This window comes from Sphingomonas trueperi, assembly GCF_011927635.1.
In the GTDB taxonomy this organism is placed as follows: Bacteria; Pseudomonadota; Alphaproteobacteria; order Sphingomonadales; family Sphingomonadaceae; genus Sphingomonas; species Sphingomonas trueperi.
On sequence record NZ_JAATJB010000011.1, the window covers coordinates 106,827 to 130,954 of the forward strand.

A 24,128-nucleotide genomic window follows, 5' to 3' on the forward strand; every position below is an offset into this window, starting at 1 on the left:
CAGAAGGCGCAATCGATGGATATCGAGATCATCGTCGGGCTTCCGCACCTTGGCGCCGGTCCGATCCTCAGGCGAGCCTGCACGCTGCGGCAGCCCACGCTGATCTCCGCGAACTGTCTGTCGCGCTGGTCAGACCGGCGCGGCTGGCGCGAATGGACGGGCTGGCGGCTCGATCAGCTTCGAAACGCACGAGGCCTGGCGTCGCTCTGCCTCGATTCCGGTGGGTTCGTCGCAGCGGCCCGCTATGGCGGCTTCCCATGGTCGCTGGCGGACTATGTCTCGCTTGCAGCTGCCTATCCCTTCAGATGGTGGGCGAGCGCCGACTATTGCGTCGAGGCCGAGATCGCCGCCGACCGAGAGGAGGTCATCGACCGGCTCGCCCGGACGATCCGCGCCAACCGCGATTGCCGCAGGCTCGCCGAGGACCAAGGCAACGCCGATACCTTGATCCCGGTGATCCAGGGCCGGCGGCCGACCGACTATGAGCGGTGCGTCGACGCCCTCTGGGGCTCGCTCCGGCCTGGGGCGCTTATTGGCGTCGGAAGCATGTGCCGGCGCGACATCCATGGACCGGAAGGTCTCATCGCTGTCGTCGATCACCTCGACCAGATCCTGCCGATTGGTGTCCGGCTCCATGCCTTCGGCGTGAAGGGGACAGCGCTGCCATTCTTGCTTCCGTTCCGCCACAGGATCGCTTCGATCGACAGCCAGGCCTATGGGATCAGCGCGCGACGGGCGGCCCACACTGCCCGCACCCCCAAGACGGACGAGTTCGTCGCCGATCACCTGGAGCGTTGGGTGGCGGGCCAGCAGCGCAGGCTGAGCTTGCCGCCACAGCGGCTGCCCCAGCAGCTCCACGCCGAGCGGGAGAACCCTCCGTCCGATCCTTGGGAAGCGGCGATTGCGCGAGCCCGTTCGGAAATCCGTGACCTCATCGAGTCCGGCGATCTCGACCATGACGAGATTACCGCAGCCTGGGTCGAGCAATGGGCCGCTGACATCCACCGAAGGCAAGCCGCCGAGCAATGAAGAGGGGAGGGGGAAGGGCAGGGTTGAGCATCAGGCTCGACGGAAAGAAGGCGCGCACCCGCGAAGGAGGCGCGACGCCAATCCCGAAGGAGACCCGCCTTGACCCCATCGCATCCGAATGCAGCCACGACGCTGTCGCTCTCCAAGATCATGCTTGGATACAATCCACGTCGCTATTTCGACCGAAAGAAGCACGAGGACCTGGTCGCGTCGTTCCGGCTGCGCGGCATGCTTCAGCCGATGCTTCTCCGCCCGGCAGCCGACGTCGACGACACCTACGTCGTTGTCGCGGGAGGCCGCAGGTATCGGGCCGCCCTCGAGGCTTTCGGTCCAGAAGGGGAGGTGCCCGTCGTCATCCGCGAGATGACCGACCAGGAAGCGCTGGAAGCGGCGATCGACGAGAACGACAATCGCGACGATGCGTCGGAGACGGAGCAGGCGGACGCCGCCGTTCGGGTTCTCGCCGCCTGCCAGAATGATCGCGCCGAGGCGGCGCGGCGGCTCGGCTGGTCCCAGGCCAAATTCGACCGCCGCCTCGCCCTCGCGAATCTCTCCGACGCCGTGAAACTCGCGCTCGATGAGCGCCGCATCAAGGTCGGCCATGCCGAGCTGCTCGCTGCCATTCCGGCGGACAAGCAGGACAAGGCTCTCGACACGATCACCGCTTCCGGTCTCGACGTCGGCAAGACGCGCGATCTCTTGATGCGCGTCACGCAGGATCTAGCCAACGCCTGCTTCGACAAGACCGAATGCATGGCCTGCCCGTTCAACTCCGGAACGCAACGAGCCCTCTTCGAAACCCATGTCGATGAAGGCCATTGCACCAATCCCGGTTGCTTCCAGCTCAAGACCGAAGCAGTCGAGAGGGCGCAGATCGAGGCCCAGGAGCGCGCTGCGGCTGCGGCACAGGCCGAGGCCGCCGATCGGCAAGCTGACGGTGGCGAAGGGGAAGCTGCTCCCGACGCGGACGAGCTGGCAAATACCGACGACGATGGCGACGGTGCAGCCTCGCGTCCAGGGGTTCGAGCGACCGCGGTCGCAGCCAATCGGTCGTCGTCCGGCGCGATCGTCAAGCCGGCCGCCCGGGCTGACGGTGCGACCGTCTCCGTCAAATCGATCGCCGGCCGCACCGCCGACCTTCGGGAGGCGACCTGGCGAACGGCGCTTGCCCGGGGCCTCGCCGATAATCCCTCCCATGCGCATGCTGCGATCCTCGTCGCCGGCCTGACGGGTACGCTCGCGCAGATCAAGCCGGCCACCTTGACGTCCCGCGCCGGGCTGCTGGTCAGCCCTTCGTTTCCCGACCTGAGCTTCGGAGAGAAGATCGAGGGGATCCGCGCGCTTTCGGACGCGCAGGCAGCGACCGCCCTTGCCGCGATCGCAGCGGCCTATGCGCGCGACGTGCAGTCGTTCGCGCATGTCGCCGACCTTGCCCGGGCGTTCGCAATCGACATCCGGCACGGCTGGCGTGTCGATCGATCCTTCCTGGAGCGGTACACAAAGGACGAGCTCAAATTCATCGCTCAGGAGTGCGGCCTCATCGCGCACTTGGGCGAGAAGGCGTTCGCGAAGCTGCTCGCTTCCAAGAAGGCCGACCTCGTCGCCGGGATGCTCAACGCGGTCGGCTTCGATTGGACCGGCCGCCTGCCGAGCGGCATGACCCTCGACGGCAAATACGGGCCTCCTCCGGCTCCTCTTCGCGCCGAAACCGACCGCGGTGTTTCCGCGATCGCGGCCTGACGGCCCTCACTCCCTCCGAAATAAGGACTGACAATCATGCTGATCGCAAGTCTCTTGCCGTTGCTCGGCCGCTACTCGCTTGGATTCGACCTCGTCGCGGGTCCGGGCGAGACCGTTACGTTGACCGTCATCCCTCGCGCAACGGAGGGCAAAGCCCAGCGCCTCGAGACGGGAGAGCTGCGGCCGATCTCGATCACGGCGACGGCAGCGGAGATCGACATCGAACTCGCCAAGGGGGCAGACGGCGCGCTCGGCCAGCTCATCGCTTCGCGCAAAACGCTCGCCGAGCAGATTTCCGAGCAGCGCGAGGCGGCCGAGGCCGCACGCGCGGCATCGGCGGAAGCGGCCAAGGCGAAAGCCGCCTCCACGGCGCCGCGACCGTCCCCGACGAGCAGCTCGCCGGCCACGCCGCCTCCGGGCTCGCCTCCGGCCGATGCCAAGTCGGACGAACCCGCCAGCCTCTGGTGAGCACCTCGAGCCCCTGTCCAACGCCAAGGAGTACGCCCCAATGCAGATCAACCAGCTTGACCGCGCCTATCGATATGACGGCATCGATCTCCCGGTTCCGCCGCATCTCGCCCACGACCCGCAGGCTCTGCGAGCCTATCACGCAACGCTCTACCCGGCGATCCTCAACGCCGAGACGGTCGACGTTGGCGTGACCGGCGGCGTCCACGTCACCGAGTACCGCCGCGCCGTCGGCACCAAGGGTTGATCGTGCCCCGCCGCCACGGCGGAGCCATCCCCGCCGCACCGCGCAAGACGCTTCTCGAATGGATCGAGTTCGATGATGGCAACGCAACCGGCATCTCCCAGCCTTCCTGCAGCATCCAGGCCCGGGCCCTCCATGCGCAGCTCGCGCTCGAGCCCACTCACCGAAGCCACTCCCCCGAGCCCCTTCAGCCACCAGCAAGCCTCCGACTTCCGCCGCTCGGCTGATCTCGCGGGCCGATCGGTTGAGATCTCGCCGGACATACCACGAACCTTCGACCAGCCTCTTGCACGACACCATAAGCTGATCGGGCGTTGGGTGGCGTCGCGCGAGAAGGCGACGAGACGATATTCCCGCTGCGAGGCGCGACGGCGCATCGAGCATGTTTTCATCTCTGCCGCTGGCGAGGCGCTGCGTCCGATCGATCTCGCCGAGCTTCGCGTGGTCGTGCTCAACGGCGAGTCCGAGGGAGCGCCGGCGATCGTGATCATCTGCGAGAGCATCGGCCAACTGGATCTCGGATGGATCGAGACCAGCGAGGCGCCGATCGCCTGGCGCGCGGCTGCCTACGTGGCGCTCGAGCAGACCCTGGGGGCTGCCCTGCCGATCTTCGGCTACCAGGATCTCTTCGACGAAATATCCAATTACTATTGGGACGGCGAGACCGACGATGACGCCGCCCGCCAGTGCCTCATCAACTATCACGGCGCAGATCCCGGCGACCTCGACGAAGTCGCCCTGCCGTCGACCATGGAGGCCAAGAAGCCCGCATGGATGATCGCGGCGAATGCAGCGCCGCTGGCGAAGCTGCCTCTCGACCTTCGCAAGGCACTACGCGAACTCCGCAGCGCTCACGACGCGCTTCGGCTCCTGCCGGGAGATTGCAACGCCTGGCACTTCGACGGGCAAATTCTCTACGAATATGTTCCCGGCCTTGAGGAATGTTCGACGCTGCCCCCGTTGACGCTCGTGCCGGTCGAGTTCTTCGCGGCCGAGGTGGACGATGTCGGACGCCACGGCATGGAATACGGCTTCATGGATGTCGCGGGGATCTGTCCGCTCTCCGAGGCCGCGCACGTCGAGCGATGGTTCGCGTCGCTGCGGACCGGCGCTCACTTCCTGCTCGCTGCGCAGCAGCTGATCCAGCTCGATCCCGACAAATTGTGAGGCCCCCATGCCGGACCATAGCGCCCATTTCGAAGCCACCGCCGGAGGCATGGTGCTCACCAACGCCATCCTCCTGTACCGCACCGAGACCCCCCGCGGACTCGATCCCCACCGCGCCCCCAGGCAGGATGGACATGCCTTCGCCAGCATCCATCATGTCGAGCATGGCGGCGAAGGCGGGCCGACGATCGCCGCCGGCACGCCGCTGACCCGCGCCCACCTTCGCCAATGGACCGAGGCGCTCGGGCGCGCAGCGCCGCCTCAGATCCTTCCCCACAATGTGCTGGTTGCCCATCGCGACATGCTCGCCTGGTGGACGCCCGAGCAGGTCCGCCCGGCTTATTTCGATCTGTCCACACCGCCGGCCGGCCTGCGCGTTCTCGCGCAACGGACGATCCGGCCCGTTCCGTATCCCGCCCAGCTGTTCGTGGCGACGCCGCGCCGGCTCGGGGTCTATGCACTCGCCGAAAATGAGCGCCCCTCGGCGACCACGCGGGTGCTCCACTCGCCGGTCCTCAACGTCTTCGTCGATGGCTCTCTCTGCTGGGGGAACATCCCGAGGCCGCGCACGCTGGACGTCGCGGCCATCCCCGACTTCGAGCGGGCGCTGTTCGATTCCTGGTCGACGCACCCCAATCCCGGGCAGGAGCTGACCGTCACCGGCAAGGGTGGCCTGCTGAAGCTCTGGGACGACCTTGCGGCGCGCCAGGCGACGCGCTTCCCGGTGAGGCGCCTCCGGCCGTTCACCGGCACGAGCCAGCGACCTCCATCGAGAAAGGCCAACGCCGAACCGATGACGCTCGAGCGGCTGATCGCTGAAGGCGCGGCGTCATGACCGTCCTCGCCGACGATCCGACCGCGGCCGCCATTCTCGCAGCGGCGCCCTGTTATCCGGTTCCGCCGGTCGGTCGGTCCCCCGCGATCGACGCGGTACGCGCCTCCCGCACAAGCCAATGTCTCGCGGTCGGGAGGGACGGAGTCATGCTCATCGTGCGACGGCCATGGCTCGAGCTCGACATTCCCGTCACGCCGCCGTTTCCCGCCTACCTGCCTTATGGGAGCGTCGGCGAGCGCCGGGCGGAACTACGCTGCGGGCTAATGCCCCGCGAACTGCTCGGCCGGATTCTCGATCACTTCCGAGCGGCCTTGCCCAACGAAGCTGCCGCCTTCGTCCTGTGGAACGAGAATGAGCGAAGCTTCTCGATCCACTACCCCCAGATCGACGATGCCACTCCGTCCCGCGTGACCTATCGGTCCCCGATTCTGGCGCCCGACCAACATCTCATCTGCGACATCCACAGTCATGCGCATGGCGCGGCATTCTTCAGCGCGACGGACGATGCCGACGACGCGCACTCCACCAAGATCGCGCTGGTGCTCGGCCGTCTTGGTCAACCGGAAGGACCCGCCATCGCTTCGCGATTGTGCGCCGGCGGGATGTTCCTGCCGCTGCCGCGCAGCCCGTTTTCAGGAGACGACGATGCAGCCTGACATCCCCAATCGCCACTATCTTCCTGCCGGCTTCGACAATCGCGCGATCAAGGTCCTTCTAGTCGGCTGCGGCGGAAATGGCGCGCAGATGCTGATGGGACTGGCTTCGCTCGAGACAGCGCTACGCGCGATCTCCACCCGGTCGCTCCAGGTCACCGTCGTCGATGACGACGTCGTCAGCGAAGCCAATCTCGGCCGGCAACCCTTCTACCGATGCGACCTCGGCGCTTCCAAGGCCCGCACGCTCGTCGAGCGGATCAATCTCGCGCACGGCCTTTGCTGGCGAGCCGTCCATGGCCGCGCTCCCGAAGCGGTCAAGATCGCCGACGTGGATATCCTCATCAGCTGCGTCGACACCGCTTCCGCGCGCCGCGCCCTCGGCGCCGATCTGGCGAATGGGAAGCCCGTGCCCGCCTACTGGATGGACCTCGGCAACCGCGCCGGAGACGGGCAGTTCCTGATCGGGTCGCCTCGCCGCTCCACCGCCCACGACCGGCGGCGCCTCCCGACCGTCGTCGAATATTTCCCCGAGATCGCCGACGAAACGGAGCCCGACGACGATGCGCCGTCCTGCTCGGTGGCCGAGGCGCTCGAACGGCAGTCGCTTTTCGTCAACCGCGTCCTGGCAAGCCACGCTCTGGCGCTGCTGTTCGACCTCGTCGGGCGCGGGTCGATCGGCCACGCTGGTGGCTTCATCAACCTCGTTCGCGGGCAATGCGTCCCGATCCCGCTTCCCGCGGTCGAGGAGGCGCAGGATCAGCTCGTATCGGCCGCGCTGCCCGGACCCGCGTGATGGGCGCTCGATCCTCCAGGGCCGAGGTGCGCAACCCCGTTCTTGCCCTGCCGGCGGTCGCCCGGCTCCGGGCGCTCAGTCCGGAGGCGCGCCTCGCGCTGCTGTCCGTGCTGCTCGACATCCAAAGCGAAGCCCGGCTGCGCGCCGAACGGAGCTGGCAGAGCCGCAAGCCGCCGGTTGCCGCATACTGGGCCGCCTGCGGTGTCTATGCCGGTCACATCGCGCGCGCGATCGGCCCCGGGCCAGGGCGTCGGCGCGGCTGACCGCCAGGAAAAGAAGAGGGGGAAGGGGAGGGGCGAGCGGACGTGCGCTTTAGCCCGGAGAACCTCCCCATGCACTACGATGTCGCGATGCGCCACCAGCAGGCGCTCGATCCCAGCGCGCTGACCACGATGGCAGCCACCCTCCACGCGATCGGTGCCGCCATCACCGACTGCCGCAACGCGGGCAAGGACCCCGAGATCGACGCGGCGGTCATCCTTCTCGCCCGCCACCTCGGGACTGTCTGCGAACGCCGCCCGGACGACATGGCGCTGCGCCGCAACTGCTTGGACCAGATCGCCGAGATCCGGCGCCACCCTGTCCTGCGGACCCTCGCTTGTCGTGGTGTCGCCTACGACGAGGCTGCCAAACGCACCTTTCACAGCGAGGGGCGCATTGCCATGCGCCGGCTCGCCGAGGCCCTTGGGCTGGAGGCCGATAGCTACGAGGTCCGCTCCAACAAGGGTGGTCCGGCTGTCTCGGGCGAGATCACCCTCCACGGCGAGGAGGTGTACGTCCACCTCAGCCTGGGCGCGATGGGGGCCGGCCGCGAAATCCTGTTCCGGCGCTGCAGGGGGCGCAAGGACTATACCGGCGAGCGCAACCACTTTGCCTCGATCGCCGAATTGCTGGCCCCAGACCGCTTCGCCGACCGGCTCCGCCGCGAACTCGCGCTCTCGCCGCCGGTCCGGCAGTCCGAGCGCCTCTTCGCCTGACGCCGCCAGTTACCAGGCCGCCGCCCTTTTCCGGAGCCGTCATGCCACCCATCGCCCAGCTCGCAGCCGCGGCAGCGGCCACTCGGTCCTATCCGGCCGTCCCCGGCCTGCCGGACATCGCCATCACTTCCGAGATTGTCGCCGCGATCCGCGCCGGCGCCTGGATCGTCTTCAACCTCTCAGGCGGCAAGGACTCGAGCGCGGCCCTGTTCGCGGTCAACCTTCAACTCGATTCACTCGGCCATCCGCGGGCGCGGCGGATGGCGATCCATGCCGATCTTGGCCGCGCCGAATGGGATTCGACCCCCGATACCGTCGCGCGCATAGCCGCTAGCGCCGACGTGCCGCTGACAGTCGTGCGCCGGGCGGCCGGCGACCTGGTCGACCGCTGGATCCAGCGGTTCGAAAGCGGCAAGCGCCGCTACGAGGCGCTCGAGACCTACAACCTGATTGGTCCCTGGTCGTCGGCATCGCTCCGCTTCTGCCAATCCGAGATGAAGGCGGCCGTGATCGGTCCGGCGCTCGCCAGAATGCTGCGAGGCCAGCAGATCATCTCCGTTCTGGGCCTGCGCCGCGACGAAAGCCACAACCGCGCCGCCACCCCGATCGCCAAGGCCGATCTTCGCCATGCCAAGGCCGGGAACCGGCACGGCACCGCGATCACCCTCTGGCACCCGATCGCGTATTGGAACAGCGAAGACGTATTTCGTGCTCACGGCACGCTCGGCATCACCCTGCACGAGGCCTATTCGATATGGGGCGCAACGCGCCTCTCGTGCCGCTACTGCATCTTCGCCTCGCTTCACGACCTGTCGGCTTCTGCCGCAGCCCCGGCGAACACCGAGGCTTATCGCGAGCTCGTCGGCATCGAGGCGCGATCGACCTTTCCATTCCAGCCGACACGCTGGCTCGCCGACATCTCACCGCATCTGTTGAGCGGCGGGCTCCGCGCGGACGTTGAACGCGCCAAGGCCGACCAGCTCGAGCGCCGGCATCTCGAGGCCTCGATGCCGGCAGGCCTCAGATACGTCAAAGGCTGGCCTCCGCGGATGCCCACCCTCGCCGAGGCCGAGGATATCGCCGCGGCACGGCGGCCCATCCTGGCGCGCCACAGGCTCGAGAACCGCTATCCGACAGGATCAGCCGTCCAGGCGCGCTTTGCAGAGCTGAGGGTCGCGGCCGGGCGGCAGATGTCGTCGTGACGACGATCCATGCCGCCGCCGGCTCCTTCCGGATCGTCGCCCGCATCGAGGACCCGCCGCCCCTGGGCTGGCGCTTCTGGATGCTTGCCGGCTTTCCGGGCGATCCACTGGATCCGAGCCCCTATGGCGGCTCGCGCTGCCTCGCGCTTACCGTCGTCGACATCGATGGCAGCGACCGCTGGCTCTGTGCGATGGAGCTCGACCACAGCCTCCGCCTGCTGTGCTCCCATGATCTTTTCCCCTGCCCGAGCCAGGCAGGTGCGGACGCCTTCGCACACGCGATCATCGCCCGCCACGCGCGCCGGCCCGCGCTCCTCTGACCCACGGACCACGTCCCATGCAGACCGACCGCAGCCAGCGCTGGCGCGAACGGCGCGCTCTGTGGGCGCGCGATCTCACGCTGATCGATCCCGGCGCCTACAGCGTCGACGTCATCGATCACGCCGCCGCGCGCGCCTTCATCGCGCAGCACCATTATCTGCCCCGCTATCCGGCCGCGCAGCTCGCGGTGGGGCTGTTCGCGCGCAAGGGCGCGCTCGAAGGCGTTGCCGTTTTCGCCGTTCCGACCACCAGCGCCGTCGTCTCGCGCCACACCGGGTTTGACGATCCTCGCCGCGGCTGCGTTCTCGCGCGCCTCATTCTGACCGACGCCGTGCCGCAGAACGGCGAGAGCTTCTTCGTCGCGCGGGCCTTTCGCCACCTGCGCCGGGAACGGCCTGGGATCGAGGCGGTGGTGTCGTACAGCGATCCAGGGGCGGGGCATATCGGCCGCGTCTATTGTGCGCTCTCGGCCGCCCACCGCGCAGTCACGAAGCCGCGATCGGTCCTTCGGGTCGGCAACATCACGATCTCGGGGCGCACGCTGTCCAAGATCCGCCTGGGCGAGCAGGGCCAAGCCGGCGCAATCGATCAGCTCGTCTCGCTGGGGGTCCCGAGGCCGCGTATCGGCGAGGAGCCGCGAAGCTGGTTGTGGCGGCTCCAGCGCGAGCGCCATCTCGTCACGCATCAGCAGGCTGGGCTGTTCGCCTATTGCTTCGAGCTGACGCGCGAGGCCCGCCGCCGCGGCCGCACCCTTCCGCGCCTGCCGTATCCCAAGGCCCTTCCGCCGCGAAACGCGCTGCTTCCGCTCATTTGGCCCGATCAGGAGACCCTCCATGGCTGACATCACGCAGCTGCCCGTCATAACCGCGGCCGATGCCGAAAGCATCGGCTTCGCCCGCTTCAACGACGTGCCGACGCTTCCGATCGACATCCCCGACGGCAACTTCACGATCAGCGCCAAAACCACCGACGGTCGTCGGATCACGTTCTTCTTCGGCGAATACAAGCGCGGCTCCCCGCCAAGCTTCGTCGACATCCAATATCACGACAACGGGACACGCATCGCCAACGCGAACGGCGGTACGTCACCGACCTTCGACATGCTGACGATCGGCCTGGGCGGCCGGAACGTCTTCGACAGCCGCAGGCTCGGACCCGACGACAAGCCCTCGATCGCCGTGATCCTGATGGGCGAACCGACCGTCCCGGCACCCCAGCACGACACGGCCGCCGGATAACTGGCGAGACCCGCTTTCGAGAGGCGGCCCGAAGACACCCGCCTCTCCGGCGCTGTCGCATCGGACAAGCGAGGGGAGGGGGGCCTTGAGTTTGGCGGCATTCAGCCGCGTTCAAGCCCGAGGCCCCTATGATCACCTCTGCCACGCCGAGGCCGGTCGACACCATCATGGTGTGCGCGCCGCCGCCGGTCGTCCTCGCCTATGGTATCGGCGTGGACTCCACGGCCCTGCTCGTCGAACTCGATTCGCGGGGCGAGCCGCCGGACTTGGTTCTCACGGCCGATCCCGGCGCCGAGAAGCCTGATACGTACGAGTACCAGAAGTTGATCGCGGCGTGGATGGCCGCGCGGCGCATCCCCTATGAGGTGGTCCGCTACGTGCCGCAGCGCTTCAAGCACTGGCCACCCTATTACTCGATCCTGGCCAACGTGCTCACCAATGCGACGCTCCCCAGCATCAGCCTTGGCCGGCATAGCTGTTCTCTCAAGTGGAAGGTCGCGCCGCAGGACGCCTACCTCAAGCAATGGGCGCCGGCCCAGGCCGCGTGGCAGCGAGGCCAGAAGGTCGTTCGGCTGATCGGCTACGATGCCTCGCCTGCCGACACGCGTCGCTACGCGCATGCGTCCGCGTTGAACGATCCGCTGTTCGAGTGCCGCTATCCGCTGCGTGAGTGGAACTGGAACCGCGACCGGTGCGCCGCCCGTATCGAGCAGGCCGGTCTTCCGATCCCTCCCAAATCGAGCTGCTTCTTCTGCGGGGCAATCCAGCCGGACGAAGTACGGGCGCTGCCATCCTGGTGCCTCAGGCTGATCGTGCTCATCGAGGCGCGCGCGGAGCCTCGGCTGCGCACCGTCGAGGGGCTCTGGCGGCGTTCGACCAGGACGAAGCCCGGCAGGATCACAGACTTCATTTGCGCCGAGCGGCTGCTCCCGGCCGCCGAGATCGAAGCCATTCGCCGCGATGCACCCACCGATCTCATCCGGTTCCAGGATGCAGCGAGCATCGTGCCGCTTCCCCAGCGGCCGACGATGGAAGCCTGGATCGAGACCTTCAACGCCGGCCTGATGGAGGCTGCATGACCGATCAGCTATCCCGCATCGCCGAACTCAACGACCGCTGCCGGCACGGCCTCGATCCGACTGCCCGCGTCGTCATCACTGCGGCTTGCGTCGCCGCCTTCGCCGGCGATCTCTCCGCCCAGGCCGAGCTGCTCGCAGCGATCCGAGGTTACGCATTCACGCGCGACGATGGCCCGGAACGCTCTCGCGGGGAGTTCACCGTCTGTGGCCACGCCGTCCGTTTCGCGATCGACTATTACGACCGCGCGCTGGGATGGGGATCGGAAGACCCTGGCGATCCGCACGTCACCACGCGAGTCATGACGATCATGCTGCCCGAGGACGACTGAACCTGGGAAAAGTGAAGGGGAAGCGGGTCGGGCAGTAGGCGCGTGAATGCAAGCGGACCTACCCTGCGAATGACCTTGGGGCCCGCCGCAGACGCGCCTTTCCGCATCCATCGTCCATCCAAGGGAGAAGCCCATGCGACGGATCGCCTCCGCCACGCCCGCTGACGGGCACGCCATTGCGGTAGCCGTTGAGCGGCTGCGCGAAGCCCGTACCTTGCTTCGCCAGGCCGGAGCGCGTCAGGCTGCTTCGGCCGCCGGCAAGGCGATCAGCAGCGCCGAAGGCGCGGCGCGCCATGTCCAGCATCGCATCCGGAGGACGATGGAATGAGCCGTCACGACCTTCAGGCCAAGCCGGACAGCCCAGACGTCGTCCGCGCGACGGTCGGATGGGACCGGCCGCTTCAGACCTTCTTCGCGCAAGTCTTCTTTCGCACCGAAGACGAGCCCGCCGAAGGCGAGCCCCTCGTCTGGATCGGCACGGAGCCGGGCGAACTCCTCTCCGCCGAGGCCGCGATCGCCGTTGTCGCGCCTCATGCCATCATTCCTCCCGACCTCCACCGGCAGCTCACTGCCGACATGCAGTCGTCCATCGGCATCGAGGATGGCAGCCAGCAAGTCGCCGCCAAGCGCTACCTGTTCGGCTCTACCCACTGAAGCTGCAATCAGACAGGTGCCGGCGCAGCCGAGCCGCTGCCGCCACGAACCTTTCCAAGGCCCGATCATCAACGGTCCCCGCGATCACGGCGCGGTGGCCGAACGTGCGCGCTGCGCCGGCCCAACCAGAGGAGACTATCATGGCCGACCGGGTATCCGCCTCCATCGTCATCGGCGGCGCGCTTGACGCTCCCGCCTTCGCAGAACTTGCCGAGCTCATTGCTGCCGAGCGTCTTGCCGTCGAGTGGGACGGCGATCCGTTCGAGCCGGAACATCGCGTCGACGGCGAGCCGCTTCGCCTGTTTGCGCACGAAGTCGCAGGCGGTCGCTTCGAGGAGATCGAGGACTGGTGCGTGATGCATCGCGTCCCCTTCGTACGCTGGTGCGGCGGCTATTCCGGGCAGTGGGGACCCGAGCGCGTCGTCGCCATCGGCGACGGCAAGGCGGTGTCCTACGCTGTCACCGAGGATGACGAGGTTGTCATCAGCCGCAGCGCCATCACGGCGCTTGGCTCGCTCGATGCGATCTTCGCTCATTTCGATGCAGCGGAATTCGTCGTGCCGGCGCTCGTCGTTGCAGATGCCGCCGCCGCCGCTCCCGCGCTCACCTCGACTGACGGAGCGCACCATGTCCAATAGCTACACCAAGGCGGCGTTCGACCTGACCGTCACCGTCGCCGAGGCCGACATGCTCCGCCGGGTCATCGCCACGGTGGAACTGATCGACGACACCGAGGCCGGGATCGACGTTCGCGAAGCGCATTATACCAGCCTTGGCCCGGACTTCGCCGCCCTGTTCCCGCGCAGCGACGAGGACCCGTTTGCGGGAGTGCTCGACCTCTTCGAGGATCCGCAATATCCCTATCTCGATTTCGATGTCGCGTTCAGCGAGGCCGACCAGCTCGGCCGGGTGCTCGTGACGTTCTCGGGCGAGCAGTTCGGAATCGATGTCGCGGCCAGGCTGATCCAACATTGCGCGCGCTCGGCGCTGCCCTTCGGGTTCGAATGGGCGTCGGATTGCGACAGGCTGCGGATCGGGGAGTTCGGCGGCGGCTATGTCGTCATCAGCGAACACGGCATCAGCTATGGCCACACGACCCAATTGCTCGACCGTGCAATTGCCGGGCACGGGATGAAGGCGCCGACGGATTCGTCCTCGCGATCCGCGATCCGCAGCACGGGCTCAGCTTCTGGAACGACGATACCGGCTTTGACCGATTGTCGCGCGCGCGGGTCTTCAGCGAGGCCGAGGCCGCGAACCATAACGTGCCTCTCGCGCACGACCAGCCCGAATGGCTGGCGATGCCGGAGCCCCTGCGCCTTTGATCCGAACGTCGCGATTGCGCGATCGACACAGACGTATAGCATCGTCGCCGGAGATGCCGATGACTTCGATACCCACCGATCACGACGCGATGCTGGCCGCGCTGACCCGGCTGATACCGATCGCGATGAGCGATACCGGCCAGTCGCGCCGGGTCGCGAACTTCCTGATGGCGTGGTGGAACGGGCCGGAACTCGGCCATTTCGAGATCGCCGACCTGTTCGGGCTGGATGTCGCTGTGGCCAACGATATTGCGACCATCGTCGGCTATCTCGGACAACGCCCCGGCGCTATCTACATCGATGCCCTCGGCTTCGCCGAGGAGATGCAGGACATCATCGCGCTCTGGCGCAAGCCGGTCTCGACTTCGGCGACCTGACCGGGCGCCGGTACCCGAATTTTCGGACCGAGGCCGCCACAGACACCCCCCCGGAGGGGCGCCAAACCTTGCGCGATATCCATCGCGCGCCATAACGGGAAGTCGTCGGGCGAAGATCGCCAGGGCGTATCCTTTCGTGGGAGGTGCGGTTGCCGGAAGAGAACAACCTGGTCGCGATGACGATCGAAGTCGTCGCAAGCTACGTGGCGCACAACAATATCCGACCCGAAGACGTGCCGGACTTCATCGCCAAGACTCACGCTGCGATCACCGGCATCGCCAAGGAACCCGAAACACCCGCCGAAGAGACACCGGCGGCCGAGCCCGAGTTCACGCCGGCCGTCTCCGTGCGCAAGAGCCTCGCCTCGCCTGATCACATTCTTTCGATGATCGACGGCAAGCCCTACAAGTCGCTGAAGCGACATCTCAGCAGCCACGGCCTGACCCCTGCCGAATACCGCGTCCGCTATGGTCTCAAGTCCGACTATCCGATGGTGGCGCCCGGTTACTCGGCGCACCGGCGCGAGGTAGCCAAGCGTCTCGGCCTGGGTCGCAAGCGGCAGGAGCCCACAGCGCCCGCCGAGGCAGCACCGCCATCAGGTGACGCCGCGCCCGCTCCGCAACCGAAGCCCCGCGCCCGCCCCGCCAAGGCCGAGGACACGCCCCCCGCCCAGGCCAGCGCCAAGACGCCGCGGCGGCGCAAGCAGCAACCCGCAGACGCTGGCGCAGTCGAGGCCTGAGGTTCCGGGCCCAGGCACCTGCGGGACGATCCCGACGGCGCCGAAGAGGCGCTCGTCGGAGCGGCGCTGACGCGCCTTACTCGGCCGAACGGCCGAGGAGCTGAGTGGGTGAGAGAGAGTGTTCGGACAAGGGGTTCGAGCGCTCAATCTCAGGAGACTTCCCATGAACATCGGCACCATCACCCAGAACGCCAGCGGCACCTACACCGGCAAGATCTCGACGCTCACCGTCGCGATCGTGATCGCGCTTCGGACGGTCCAGTCGACCAACCCGCGCGCGCCCAAGTTCGAAATCCTCGCACTGTCTGCCGCCCGCCAGTGGGTGCAAGTCGGCGCGCTCTTCGAGCTCGCCTCCAACTCGACCGGCGAGACCTTCCTCAACGGCAAGATCGAGGATCCGAGCCTCGACAAGCCGCTCTACATCTCGGCGTTCCGCCAGGAGGACGGCTCCTACAACATCGTCTGGTCGCGCCCCACCCGCCGCCGCGAGGCGCCCACCGACACGGTCGCAACCGACGACGGCCTGCCGCCGCTGCCGGGGACCGAGCAGCCGGCCGCACCCGTGGGAACCGACGGTCTGGGTGAGTCCTCGGCCGAAGGCGCGTTCGGCGGCAGCGAGCCCGCGCCGGGCGGCCGCCGGCGCCGCACGCCCGAGATGGCGGACTGATCGCCGCCAACCGATTGGCGCGCAGCTCCTCTGCGCGCCGACGCCACGACAGGGCCTGCTTCGCCCCACCGCGAAGCGGGCCCTTTTTTTTGGCAGCGTGCGACCACGTTCTCTTCCCGTCGGCAACACATCATTGAACAAACCCACCCAGTGATGTATATGCCTATGTATATGCAAAGGAGTCTGCCGTGACGCCCGATCATGAAGCAACGGTCACCAGAGAAGCGAAGCTGTTCCGCAACAACAAGAGCCAGGCAGTGCGCATCCCGGCCGATTTCGAGCTGCCTGGGGATCGGGTCATGATCCACCGGGAGGGAGATCGACTGGTCATCGAGCCGATCCGGCGCCGAAACATCGTCGAGGTCCTTGCGAGCCTCGAACCCCTTGGCCCCGAGGATGAGTTCCCGGACATCGACGGCACGTTGCTTCCCGCCAAGGCCGTCGAATTGTGACCCAGCTCTACATGCTCGACACCAACATCGTGTCGGAACTCGCGCGAAACCCGCACGGCGCCGTAGCAACCCGCATCGCGCAAGTCGGTGCCGATGCGATTTGCGTCAGCATCATCACCGCGGCGGAGCTGCGCTACGGCTGCGCGAAGAAAGGGTCCCCCAGGCTCCTGGCCCAGATAGAGGCGATCCTCGGCAGCGTGTCCGTGCTTGCGCTCGATGTCCCGGCGGACACTGAATATGGCGGTATCCGAGCCGAGCTGGAGAGCGCGGGCAAACCCATCGGGCCCAACGACCTCTTCATCGCGGCTCATGCCTATGCGCTCGGCGCCACATTGGTGACCGCCAACATCGGCGAGTTCTCCCGCGTCCGGGCCCTCAAGGTGGAGAATTGGCTGAGCGACGTCCATTGAGGCGTTCGCACCGAGTGACGATAGCTCCCCAAAGTCGCCGGTCCTCTCCGTCTGCCCGGCACGCCGTCCAACCCTGTTCCGCTCAACCTCCAAGACATGCCGATCCAACCGCCTCCCGCTGCGCACCCCTCGCTGTTCATGCCCCTGAACCGGCCGCCCCGCGTCCACCGCCCGCCGAAGATCGGCCGCAACGACCCGTGCTGGTGCGGATCGGGCAGGAAGTTCAAGGCGTGTCACGACGGGCGTGAGCGGCTGCCGCAATTCAACCACCACCATGTTGCCGAGGCGTTCCGCAAGGAGCTGCGCCGACGCTACTGCTCCTATGCCGGCGAGGCCGGCGAGCCATGTGGCGCCGAGATCATCGGCGCCCACACTGTCCAGAAGGAAGGCGGGCTGCGGGCGATCTCGCGCGCTGGGAAGGTCTATTCTCTCATCGCGACGATGGGCGGGCTCGAGAAGAATGGTGGCCGCCTCGACCCGCGGCTGGTGGGCATCGGCGACGCTTCGGTCTTCCCGGGCTTCTGCTCGACCCACGACAACGATCTCTTCAAGCCGATCGAGGACAAGGACTGCGCGATCGGCGCCTGGGAGGCGCTGCTCTTCGCCTATCGCGCGGTGTCGTTCGAAGCCTTCTTCAAGCGCGCCATGCTTGCCGTAGCGCCGCTCTTCGCACGGTTGGACGAGGGCCTGCCCGTCGAGGACCAGGAACTCGCCCAAAACATGGCGCGCAATTTCCATCACGGCGCTCTCGCGGGCGAGGCCGGCACGCGCGCCCGGAAGGCGGCCTATGACGCGCGGGTCCGAGCCCGGGACGCGAACGGCTTCTCCTATGCCTGGACACGCTTCAACGGGCTCCTGCCACTGGTCTGCTGCGGCGCGTTCCTGCCCGACAATGATCTGACCGGTCGCCCGCTCCAACGACTTGCCCATGGCACGGGTACGTTCGAACAGGTCACGCTCAACATCACATCCTATGGCGGCCAGTCGGTCATCGTCTTCGGGTGGACCGGCGGGCCCGAGGGCCCGGCGGAGCGCTTCGTGCGATCCTACCAGGACCTCGGGGACGATGACCACGCCGCCGCCGCGGTCCGCCTTGGTCTCGAATATCTCGAGAACAGCTATCTGAGCCCAGCCTGGTGGGACGCACTGACCAGCGCCGAGCGCCGCCGTCTCGTCCGCCATTCGATCGAGACCCACGGTCCGCGTACGGCGGCCGTCTCGCTCGGAGTGCGCCAGCCAGTCCCCCATCTGCACCTCCGCGTCATCGACCGGGGCGGGAGCCTGCCGACCCCGGTCTGAGCCGCCGGCCGGCGGTTGGTCGTTGCAGGGGCGCCGCGTCCCAGGGCGCCGCGGCCTTCCTCCGCCTGTTCCTGCCACCTGCGGCGTGACAGGCCGGCCCCGCAACCCCTGCCGGTCGCCCGTGTTGCCGCTCTCGCGGCTGCCCGCGCCAGCTCCCTTCAGGAGTTCCCCTCCGCTCGCGCTCCGGTGCGGAGCGGGCTGCACGCCGCTCCCCGGTGGCACCGGCGGAAAGGCCGCTGGACCCAACAAGGAGCATCGCCATGAACAACGTCAACATCGCCGGCCGGGTCGCCAAGGATCCCGACACCCGCGGCAGCGTCACGACCCTCATCGTCGCGACCGACCGCGTGAAGCTCAGGGACGGAAAGACCTATGTCGACGAGGCGACCGGCTATACCGCCAAGGAAACCGAGTTCCACAAGGTCACCTGCTTCAACGGCCTTGGCAAGGCGGCCGCGTCGCGCGAGAAGGGCAATGTCGTCGCAGTGACGGGCCGGCTGCACTATTCGAGCTGGGAAGACCGCGACGGCATCACCCGCTATGGTTGCGAGATCATCGCGGACAAGCTCGACTTCTTCTGAGCGAATGCCCGGGCGGCGCTCCGGCGCCGTCCGGATCGGTCGAGCCCCGCTACCGCGCGTCAGCGTCAACGGGCGGCGCGAGCGGCGACACCGCGCTCGCATGGACCCACGCTCGGGCAAGCTGGCCGGTGAGCGGATCGCGATACACCACCAGGCGCCAGCGCCCCTGCCGCCTCTCGATCGCCAGCACCATTCCGTCGGGCGCCTTCAGCACCACGGCGCCCTCGCGCCGCGGTTCGCGCCGAAACGTCGCATCCCGGCTCAGCTCGGCCCTTGGAAGGTCCGCGACATAGGCTTCGTCCGCGCGCGCCTCGGCCTCGTGATAGCGACGGGTCTCCTGTTGAAGCGCCTCCACCTTCTGGTTCAACGCGGCGAACGCCGCTTTCTCCTCGGGCGACTGATCAGGATGGAGGGCGGCGATCGCCAGCAACAGGCCGAGAATACCGGCCAGCCAGCCGGACCATTGGAACAGGCCCATCTCGTGCAGCTCGGCGATCGTCCGCGGACCGAGCTGCTGCACGAACCCGACGATGAGGTCGATCAGCCGGCCCTGCAGCTCGGCGCTTTCCTCGTCCGTCGACGCGGCAAGGATCGCTTCGGCGATCCGCTGCGTCTCAAGCACCATCTCGGTCGCGAGCGCCGTCGCCGACTGGATCACGCCTTCGCTCGCGCGAAGCGTCATCGCATCGAGCAGCCGCATCTGCTCGGCGATGGGCGAAAATGCCGACAGGCGCGGCAGCGCTTCCTCGATCATCCGGCGGTAGGTCCCGCCGGTCGCCGCGGCGGCGATCACGCTCGCCATCGTCGACCGCTTGAGATCGAAGGTCTTCACCGTGTCGAGCAGGCTGCTCGAGAGGCGGCGCTGGTCGTCGAGCAACCCTGCGTTCCGGTCGACGATGCTGCGCGCGGTTTCAGAGATCGACAGCGCCCAGGCACTGCTGGTGAGCTGCCGGAACTCAAGCTGCTGCCGGCGATCCCGCTCCAGCATATCGAGGACGCCGCGATAGGGAGCGCCGAAGTCCAGACCGAGCCGCTTTCGCACGTCGGTCGCCTCTAGGATAGCCTGGGCGGCGGTGCCGCCGCCGAGCAGCCGGGTGCGCTCGCGCTCCTCGCGCAGGAGGCGCTCGACGCTGCTCTCGGGGAAGCCAAACGGATCCTTCATGCGCGCGATCCTGTCAGATCATCCCCATCCGCGCGACCGGCAATCGCCGCACCAGAGCATCCGCTGGAGGGCGGCGCATCCCGGCCCTTCGCGCTGCTCAGGCCGGGACCGGCGCTCTACTCGCCTCCGGCTCCCGGAGCCCCGCGATGCGCGGGTCTCCGCCCTTCGGGTGACGATCACCTTGCGGGGGGCCTGGCTGCACCGTGGTGACCAAAAATCTCTCTCTCTCTGACTTCCTAGATATGACGTGCGGGGATTCGAGCCCGTCAAGGATGAGCGGTTCCCCCAATTTTCACGAGCCCGCAACGCCCGCTACGCGTCCGCTCCGCGCCCGAGAAAATCGGCTCCCCCGCTCCCCGCTGGCGCGGCGTTAACCGGGGTCCGGCTGCGCCGGCTTCCCGGTTAACGTCCCTGACTGCCCCGACCGCCGCACGTCGAAGGGGAAGCCTCATCGAGTGGATGAGATCCAACGGAGGCTATCATGCAGACCACTTTCACCAACTTTGCCGACCTCGCCAGCCACATCGCGGCAAGCCGAGAGAACGAGGAGCTGACGCAGACCTACGACGGCGCGTTCATCGAGCCGAACGAGATGGCGAAGCTCAGCATCGTCGACGCGCCGGAGGCACTCGACATGCCCGATCCCGAGCAGGTCCGGGCCGCCGTCGACATGATGATGCAGACGATGTTCGATGTCCTTCGCGACACGCGCATGGAGCCCTTCGCGAACGATCTCGCCTGGGGGTTCGCCAACAGCTTCCATGTCGTCGCCAAGCGGATCGAAGGGCGCGAGGACGATGCCGCCAAGAAGCTCGGCGAACTCGCCCGCAACTACGATCCGTCCGAGATCTACGCGACCGAACTGGAGGACACGCAGCTGCTCTGCCAGACCCTCCAGGGGTGCCGCGAGGCAATGGAATGCATGCGCGATCACGCCGCCGAGGTGTACCGCGTCGAGACCGGCAAGCCCTTCTCGCCGGTCCGCGGCAGCAGGGTCTCCAGCGCCCTCAACGCCTCGATGATCGACGCCCGTGACTATCTCGCGTCGCGCGCGCGGGAACGCCGTGAGCAGTTCGCACCCGAGGGTCCCGTAGTGGCCTTCTCCGGCGGGCAGGTCTGGGAGGATGCCGACCTCCTGTGGAACGGCCTCGACAGCATCAAGGCCCGCATCCCCGAGATGATCCTCGCGACAACCGCGCAGGCCAAGGGCTGCGATGCGGTGGCACACGCCTGGGCGGCATCGCGCGGCGTCAAGGTCATCCAGTTCCGTCTCGACCGCAGCCAGGGCAACCGCGCGGCCTTCGTCCGGAACGACCGCATCCTCGGCCTGAAGCCGGTCGAGGCGGTCATCTGCGAGGGCTCGGGCATCCAGCAGAACCTCGCCCAGAAGCTGCGCCAGGCAGGCGTGCCGCTGCACATCGTCCGGCTCGCCCACCAGCGCACCGCACGGCGGGCGTGAAGCCCTCGCGGAGAGGCTCCGGCCACGGCCGGGGCCTCTCCTCCTTTTGCTGCGTCAAGGGCGGCGCTCGGGGGCATCGAGCCCCCTCGCGCCGCGAGGAGCCGGCGCCGACGCGCAGCCGACCTGCAGACCCGCGAGGCGGCCAAGGGGAGAGGGATTGAGTGGGAGCGTTCAACAGGGGAGGACGAGATGTCCATCACGTTTCGCATCGCCACCGCCGCTGACGACGAGGCCCGCCCGATGGCGGTCATTGCCGCGCGCCAGCTCGCCGCCTTTCGCACCTTCCTGCGCGGCGAGGGCGAGCGTATCGGCGCCGTGCTGCTCGACCCGGATGCTCCCGAGGACGCGTTCCTCTCCTACCGCTTCGAGGCTCGCGTCTGCCCGCTCGCACTGGCGTCAATCGCCCGCCTCTTCGACTATGCCGCGGACGTCATTACCGTGGTCGAGGAAGCACAGTTCCGCGGGCGGCGCGTCAGCGTCTTTCGCGACGAGGCGGCTGGCACGATCAACCTGACCGTGGCGCTCACCACCGACATGGCGCTTGAACTCGACCTCGCCTCGAACAACGCGTTCGCGCTGCTCGAGAGCCTCGGCCTCGGCGCAGAAAGCGTGGGCGAGACCGCGATCGAGACCATCCGGGAACGCCTCGCCAGCCCGGCCGTCCGGCGGCACGCGGCCGAGCAGGGCGTAGCCCACCATATCGAACGGCTCGAGCGCCTTGTCGCGGCGGCGGCTCCCGACGAATCCTGCCGGTTGGAATGGGCCTAGCCTCCACCCAGAACCGGTCGCCAGGCGGGGCGCGCCAGCTCGCTGGCGCGCCCTCACCGCCTCCGAAAGCCAGGCCTCTCACCCGCGTCAGGATGCGGCCGCACGATCCATCTGCGGAGCCCGCTTCAGCACTGCATCCACGGCCTCGCGGAGGTGCGCGGCAGCCTTGTCCTCCTCCGCCGCTTCCAGCCACTCCAGCGCCTGCCGCATCAGCGCGAGCGCCATCGCTTTCTGGAGCGTCGGGTCCGTATCGAGATCGTCCATTTCGATTGCCCGGGCGCACCTGATCCCAGCGGTCGCGTCGGAGCGCCCCGTCCAACGAACTCCCGCGCGCTGGGCGCGGGAGCCGGGGCTGGTAACACGTCGAGACATGCGCCTACGCTTTTAGTGCCGGGGCACCTGGACATATGCGCAGGCACCCCGGCGTGAGACCACACCGAGTTGCCGTTCTCGACGGGATTACCAGTCCCGGCGCTGCCGCTCTGCAGCGCCCCTGCGGACTAACATAGGCATATCGGCGAACCAACCCGCGACTGCTCGCCGGCTGTTTGCGCCCCCCGGTCAATGATGGTTGGGCGCGCCCGCGCGGCGGCCCCAAGATCGATCAGATCTCGCGGTCCCGCCGCACGTGGCCGGACCATTCCCGCGTGTCAAATCGACCGCCGCGGTCGAGGGTGCTCACGCCGGCCGTCGCGCCCAGATCAGAGGATGAAATCTCTCACAGACTTCCCAGTGTGTCGTTGAGGGAGACCCCGCGTCAAGAATGAGCGGTGCCCCCAATTTTGCCGCGGCCTGCGCTCCGCTTCGCTCCACTCCGACCACGACAAAATCGGCACCCCCGCTCCCCGCTTCGCGGCTCCGGCTTCGCCTCCGTTCCTGACACGGCGTCTCCCTCAACGACGGCCATTCCCCTGTCATTCAAGACGACAGGAGGCTCCAATGCAGATCAACCCGACCAGCGCCCACAACGATACCGCCGCCTACCTCGCCGCCCTCGGATACGCCGAGCGCCGCGCACTCCACAGCTTCTTCGACCAGCACGTCATCGAGGACGAAGCGCGGGGCTACATCGCCATCGATGAAGGCGACTATGGCGCGCTGCCGATGGCGCTCATCGACCGGGTGGTGCACACGGTCCCCGGCGGCATGTCCGACGAGTTCTGAAACGACAGGGAGGGGCGGAAACGCCTCTCCCTTTTTTTGCTGCCGGGGCATACGGGCATGAGGGGCATCGAGCCCCCCATGCCCGTGCCGCGACTGCGTCGCGGCGGGTCCGGCTCAGGCCGCGAGCCGCCGCTCCACTTCCTCGATTCCGAGCGCCTTGATGCGTTTGGTCAGCGCCTCCAGGCGAGGGGCGGGCAGCCTGAGCAACCCCGCCTTCTCGATCGTCCTGATCGCCTCCTCGCGCTCGCGTTTCGCGAGCTGCTCGCGGCGCTCCGCCAACCTGCGCTCCTCTTCCTCGAGCGCCTGTCGTTCCTGTTCCAAAGTCCGTGCCATAAGGGCCTCGCTGTTCAAAGCTGATCGGGCCGTGAACGCGGCCTATTGTTGAAGCGCCTTGATCGCGCATTCAAGGGGCTTGGCATGTTTCGGGCGGCTCGGCGGCACCTTCCGGCGCCGCCGCACGGGCTCTACTCGCGTGTCGAACACACGCTCACGAAGCCGGCACGCGCCGTCTTCGCCCATTCGGGTGACGATCCCTGCCGATCGGGTTCGGCCTTCGCATCCGAGGCGCGGATGTTTCGGACAGCTGGCGACGCATGCCGCAGGTCCCCCCTTTCGCGCCAGCCGTTCCCGGCGGCGCCGGTACCGCGCGACGCGCGGCTCCATTCCCGGCCGGAGCCGGGACCCACCCCTGAACGACGATGACCAGGACCGCCCGCGACCTGGAGCAATCCTGATGGATTCTAGCACACCCTACGCACCTGGCGGTGCAGGTTTTCCGGGGTATATCAGTGGCTTACGGGCAATCTGGTAAGTGCCACGCCGTGGGACAGCTCGGCGCTTACGTCCGATTTCAGCGATTCCAATGACTTATGCGTCCCACTCGGTCACACGCGGTCCGTGCGACGGCAATACCCTTTGCGCCGAGTGCGGCGATCGACTATAAGGCTCGTCGCCTCTTTCGATCCCCACCAGCCTCTCTGCTAGGAGGCTGG

33 protein-coding genes are annotated in these 24,128 nt (G+C 67.6%); 29 read left to right on the forward strand and 4 right to left on the reverse strand.

The features are described 5' to 3' along the window. The first annotated feature begins 15 nt into the window (after positions 1–15). The 19 genes from GGR89_RS16100 (at position 16) to GGR89_RS16190 (ending at position 13,370) form a co-directional block, all read left to right on the forward strand. Positions 16–1,029, forward strand: a complete 1,014-nt coding sequence (locus GGR89_RS16100) for a deazapurine DNA modification protein DpdA family protein (protein ID WP_042469281.1) — start codon at positions 16–18, stop codon at positions 1,027–1,029. Between the two features lie 150 nt (positions 1,030–1,179). Further along, on the forward strand, positions 1,180–2,769 hold the full coding sequence (locus tag GGR89_RS16105; protein ID WP_172463292.1) for a PRTRC system ParB family protein: 1,590 nt from the start codon (positions 1,180–1,182) through the stop codon (positions 2,767–2,769). Positions 2,770–2,805: 36 nt separating this feature from the next. Continuing rightward, positions 2,806–3,237 carry a PRTRC system protein E gene (locus GGR89_RS16110; RefSeq protein ID WP_042469277.1) on the forward strand — a complete coding sequence of 144 codons (432 nt, stop codon included), beginning with the start codon at positions 2,806–2,808 and terminating at the stop codon, positions 3,235–3,237. Positions 3,238–3,277: 40 nt separating this feature from the next. Further along, entirely contained in the window at positions 3,278–3,484 is a 207-nt protein-coding gene (locus GGR89_RS16115; RefSeq protein WP_042469276.1) for a PRTRC system protein C, read from the forward strand. Between the two features lie 132 nt (positions 3,485–3,616). Beyond that, on the forward strand, positions 3,617–4,648 hold the full coding sequence (locus GGR89_RS16120; RefSeq protein WP_232253933.1) for a hypothetical protein: 1,032 nt from the start codon (positions 3,617–3,619) through the stop codon (positions 4,646–4,648). Positions 4,649–4,655: 7 nt separating this feature from the next. Then, positions 4,656–5,483 (forward strand): PRTRC system protein B, encoded by an 828-nt coding sequence (locus GGR89_RS16125; RefSeq protein ID WP_042469275.1) that lies wholly within the window; start codon positions 4,656–4,658, stop codon positions 5,481–5,483. After that, complete coding sequence (locus GGR89_RS16130) at positions 5,480–6,139, forward strand: PRTRC system protein A (protein WP_042469274.1); 660 nt, start codon at positions 5,480–5,482, stop codon at positions 6,137–6,139. Before GGR89_RS16125 ends, GGR89_RS16130 begins: the two co-directional genes overlap by 4 nt. After that, positions 6,129–6,932, forward strand: coding sequence for a PRTRC system ThiF family protein (locus tag GGR89_RS16135; protein WP_042469272.1), 804 nt, complete (start codon positions 6,129–6,131; stop codon positions 6,930–6,932). The genes GGR89_RS16130 and GGR89_RS16135 overlap by 11 nt, the downstream gene beginning before the upstream one ends. Then, positions 6,932–7,195 carry a hypothetical protein gene (locus GGR89_RS16140; RefSeq protein ID WP_042469270.1) on the forward strand — a complete coding sequence of 88 codons (264 nt, stop codon included), beginning with the start codon at positions 6,932–6,934 and terminating at the stop codon, positions 7,193–7,195. The genes GGR89_RS16135 and GGR89_RS16140 overlap by 1 nt, the downstream gene beginning before the upstream one ends. A 69-nt stretch (positions 7,196–7,264) precedes the next feature. After that, positions 7,265–7,909 carry a hypothetical protein gene (locus tag GGR89_RS16145; protein WP_042469269.1) on the forward strand — a complete coding sequence of 215 codons (645 nt, stop codon included), beginning with the start codon at positions 7,265–7,267 and terminating at the stop codon, positions 7,907–7,909. 41 nt (positions 7,910–7,950) lie between these two features. Next, positions 7,951–9,111: a phosphoadenosine phosphosulfate reductase domain-containing protein gene (locus GGR89_RS16150; protein WP_042469268.1), complete on the forward strand. Its 1,161-nt coding sequence runs from the start codon at positions 7,951–7,953 to the stop codon at positions 9,109–9,111. Next, positions 9,108–9,431, forward strand: coding sequence for a hypothetical protein (locus GGR89_RS16155; protein WP_042469267.1), 324 nt, complete (start codon positions 9,108–9,110; stop codon positions 9,429–9,431). Before GGR89_RS16150 ends, GGR89_RS16155 begins: the two co-directional genes overlap by 4 nt. Positions 9,432–9,448: 17 nt before the next feature. Continuing rightward, positions 9,449–10,273, forward strand: a complete 825-nt coding sequence (locus tag GGR89_RS16160) for a Mom family adenine methylcarbamoylation protein (RefSeq protein ID WP_042469266.1) — start codon at positions 9,449–9,451, stop codon at positions 10,271–10,273. Beyond that, positions 10,266–10,670: a hypothetical protein gene (locus GGR89_RS16165; RefSeq protein ID WP_042469264.1), complete on the forward strand. Its 405-nt coding sequence runs from the start codon at positions 10,266–10,268 to the stop codon at positions 10,668–10,670. The genes GGR89_RS16160 and GGR89_RS16165 overlap by 8 nt, the downstream gene beginning before the upstream one ends. Before the next feature lie 128 nt (positions 10,671–10,798). Beyond that, positions 10,799–11,749, forward strand: coding sequence for an adenine nucleotide alpha hydrolase family protein (locus tag GGR89_RS16170; protein ID WP_042469263.1), 951 nt, complete (start codon positions 10,799–10,801; stop codon positions 11,747–11,749). Continuing rightward, entirely contained in the window at positions 11,746–12,078 is a 333-nt protein-coding gene (locus GGR89_RS16175; RefSeq protein WP_042469261.1) for a DUF3768 domain-containing protein, read from the forward strand. Before GGR89_RS16170 ends, GGR89_RS16175 begins: the two co-directional genes overlap by 4 nt. A 133-nt stretch (positions 12,079–12,211) precedes the next feature. Beyond that, on the forward strand, positions 12,212–12,406 hold the full coding sequence (locus tag GGR89_RS16180; RefSeq protein ID WP_042469259.1) for a hypothetical protein: 195 nt from the start codon (positions 12,212–12,214) through the stop codon (positions 12,404–12,406). Next, the gene (locus GGR89_RS16185; protein ID WP_125972949.1) at positions 12,403–12,732 is read left to right on the forward strand and encodes a hypothetical protein; all 330 of its coding nucleotides are present in this window, start codon (positions 12,403–12,405) and stop codon (positions 12,730–12,732) included. The genes GGR89_RS16180 and GGR89_RS16185 overlap by 4 nt, the downstream gene beginning before the upstream one ends. A gap of 140 nt (positions 12,733–12,872) precedes the next feature. Then, entirely contained in the window at positions 12,873–13,370 is a 498-nt protein-coding gene (locus GGR89_RS16190) for a hypothetical protein (protein WP_125972947.1), read from the forward strand. Here the strand turns inward: GGR89_RS16190 and GGR89_RS16195 are convergent. Beyond that, on the reverse strand, positions 13,336–13,806 hold the full coding sequence (locus GGR89_RS16195; RefSeq protein ID WP_156146122.1) for a hypothetical protein: 471 nt from the start codon (positions 13,804–13,806) through the stop codon (positions 13,336–13,338). The two genes, GGR89_RS16190 and GGR89_RS16195, sit on opposite strands and share 35 nt — an antisense overlap. 310 nt (positions 13,807–14,116) lie before the next feature. On the opposite strand from GGR89_RS16195, the gene GGR89_RS16200 reads away from it, so the two are divergent. The 7 genes from GGR89_RS16200 (at position 14,117) to GGR89_RS16230 (ending at position 18,583) form a co-directional block, all read left to right on the forward strand. Continuing rightward, complete coding sequence (locus GGR89_RS16200; RefSeq protein WP_042469311.1) at positions 14,117–14,434, forward strand: DUF7673 family protein; 318 nt, start codon at positions 14,117–14,119, stop codon at positions 14,432–14,434. Between the two features lie 149 nt (positions 14,435–14,583). After that, positions 14,584–15,174 carry a Ros/MucR family transcriptional regulator gene (locus GGR89_RS16205; protein WP_232252439.1) on the forward strand — a complete coding sequence of 197 codons (591 nt, stop codon included), beginning with the start codon at positions 14,584–14,586 and terminating at the stop codon, positions 15,172–15,174. 163 nt (positions 15,175–15,337) lie between these two features. Beyond that, positions 15,338–15,841 carry a DUF736 domain-containing protein gene (locus GGR89_RS16210; RefSeq protein ID WP_030541254.1) on the forward strand — a complete coding sequence of 168 codons (504 nt, stop codon included), beginning with the start codon at positions 15,338–15,340 and terminating at the stop codon, positions 15,839–15,841. Positions 15,842–16,029: 188 nt separating this feature from the next. After that, the gene (locus GGR89_RS16215) at positions 16,030–16,293 is read left to right on the forward strand and encodes an antitoxin (protein ID WP_042469255.1); all 264 of its coding nucleotides are present in this window, start codon (positions 16,030–16,032) and stop codon (positions 16,291–16,293) included. Between the two features lie 11 nt (positions 16,294–16,304). Further along, positions 16,305–16,703: a type II toxin-antitoxin system VapC family toxin gene (locus GGR89_RS16220; protein ID WP_206434259.1), complete on the forward strand. Its 399-nt coding sequence runs from the start codon at positions 16,305–16,307 to the stop codon at positions 16,701–16,703. Positions 16,704–16,841: 138 nt separating this feature from the next. Next, positions 16,842–18,002: a YecA family protein gene (locus tag GGR89_RS16225; RefSeq protein WP_053003298.1), complete on the forward strand. Its 1,161-nt coding sequence runs from the start codon at positions 16,842–16,844 to the stop codon at positions 18,000–18,002. Positions 18,003–18,262: 260 nt separating this feature from the next. Next, positions 18,263–18,583, forward strand: coding sequence for a single-stranded DNA-binding protein (locus tag GGR89_RS16230; RefSeq protein ID WP_042469252.1), 321 nt, complete (start codon positions 18,263–18,265; stop codon positions 18,581–18,583). A gap of 49 nt (positions 18,584–18,632) precedes the next feature. On the opposite strand, the gene GGR89_RS16235 is transcribed toward GGR89_RS16230, so the two are convergent. Continuing rightward, positions 18,633–19,745 carry a hypothetical protein gene (locus GGR89_RS16235; RefSeq protein ID WP_042469251.1) on the reverse strand — a complete coding sequence of 371 codons (1,113 nt, stop codon included), beginning with the start codon at positions 19,743–19,745 and terminating at the stop codon, positions 18,633–18,635. 481 nt (positions 19,746–20,226) lie between these two features. Between GGR89_RS16235 and GGR89_RS16240 the strand changes: the two genes are divergently transcribed. Next, positions 20,227–21,204 carry a DUF2493 domain-containing protein gene (locus tag GGR89_RS16240; RefSeq protein WP_030541261.1) on the forward strand — a complete coding sequence of 326 codons (978 nt, stop codon included), beginning with the start codon at positions 20,227–20,229 and terminating at the stop codon, positions 21,202–21,204. A 189-nt stretch (positions 21,205–21,393) separates the two neighbouring features. Then, positions 21,394–21,972, forward strand: a complete 579-nt coding sequence (locus GGR89_RS16245; protein WP_042469249.1) for a hypothetical protein — start codon at positions 21,394–21,396, stop codon at positions 21,970–21,972. Positions 21,973–22,059: 87 nt separating this feature from the next. Here GGR89_RS16245 and GGR89_RS16250 read toward each other — a convergent pair whose 3' ends face one another. Further along, positions 22,060–22,236: a hypothetical protein gene (locus GGR89_RS16250; RefSeq protein WP_156146121.1), complete on the reverse strand. Its 177-nt coding sequence runs from the start codon at positions 22,234–22,236 to the stop codon at positions 22,060–22,062. A 675-nt stretch (positions 22,237–22,911) separates the two neighbouring features. Here GGR89_RS16250 and GGR89_RS16255 point away from each other — a divergent pair. Next, entirely contained in the window at positions 22,912–23,136 is a 225-nt protein-coding gene (locus tag GGR89_RS16255) for a hypothetical protein (protein ID WP_042469248.1), read from the forward strand. A 114-nt stretch (positions 23,137–23,250) separates the two neighbouring features. On the opposite strand, the gene GGR89_RS16260 is transcribed toward GGR89_RS16255, so the two are convergent. Further along, entirely contained in the window at positions 23,251–23,487 is a 237-nt protein-coding gene (locus tag GGR89_RS16260; RefSeq protein WP_425338764.1) for a hypothetical protein, read from the reverse strand. Positions 23,488–24,128 lie beyond the last annotated feature (641 nt).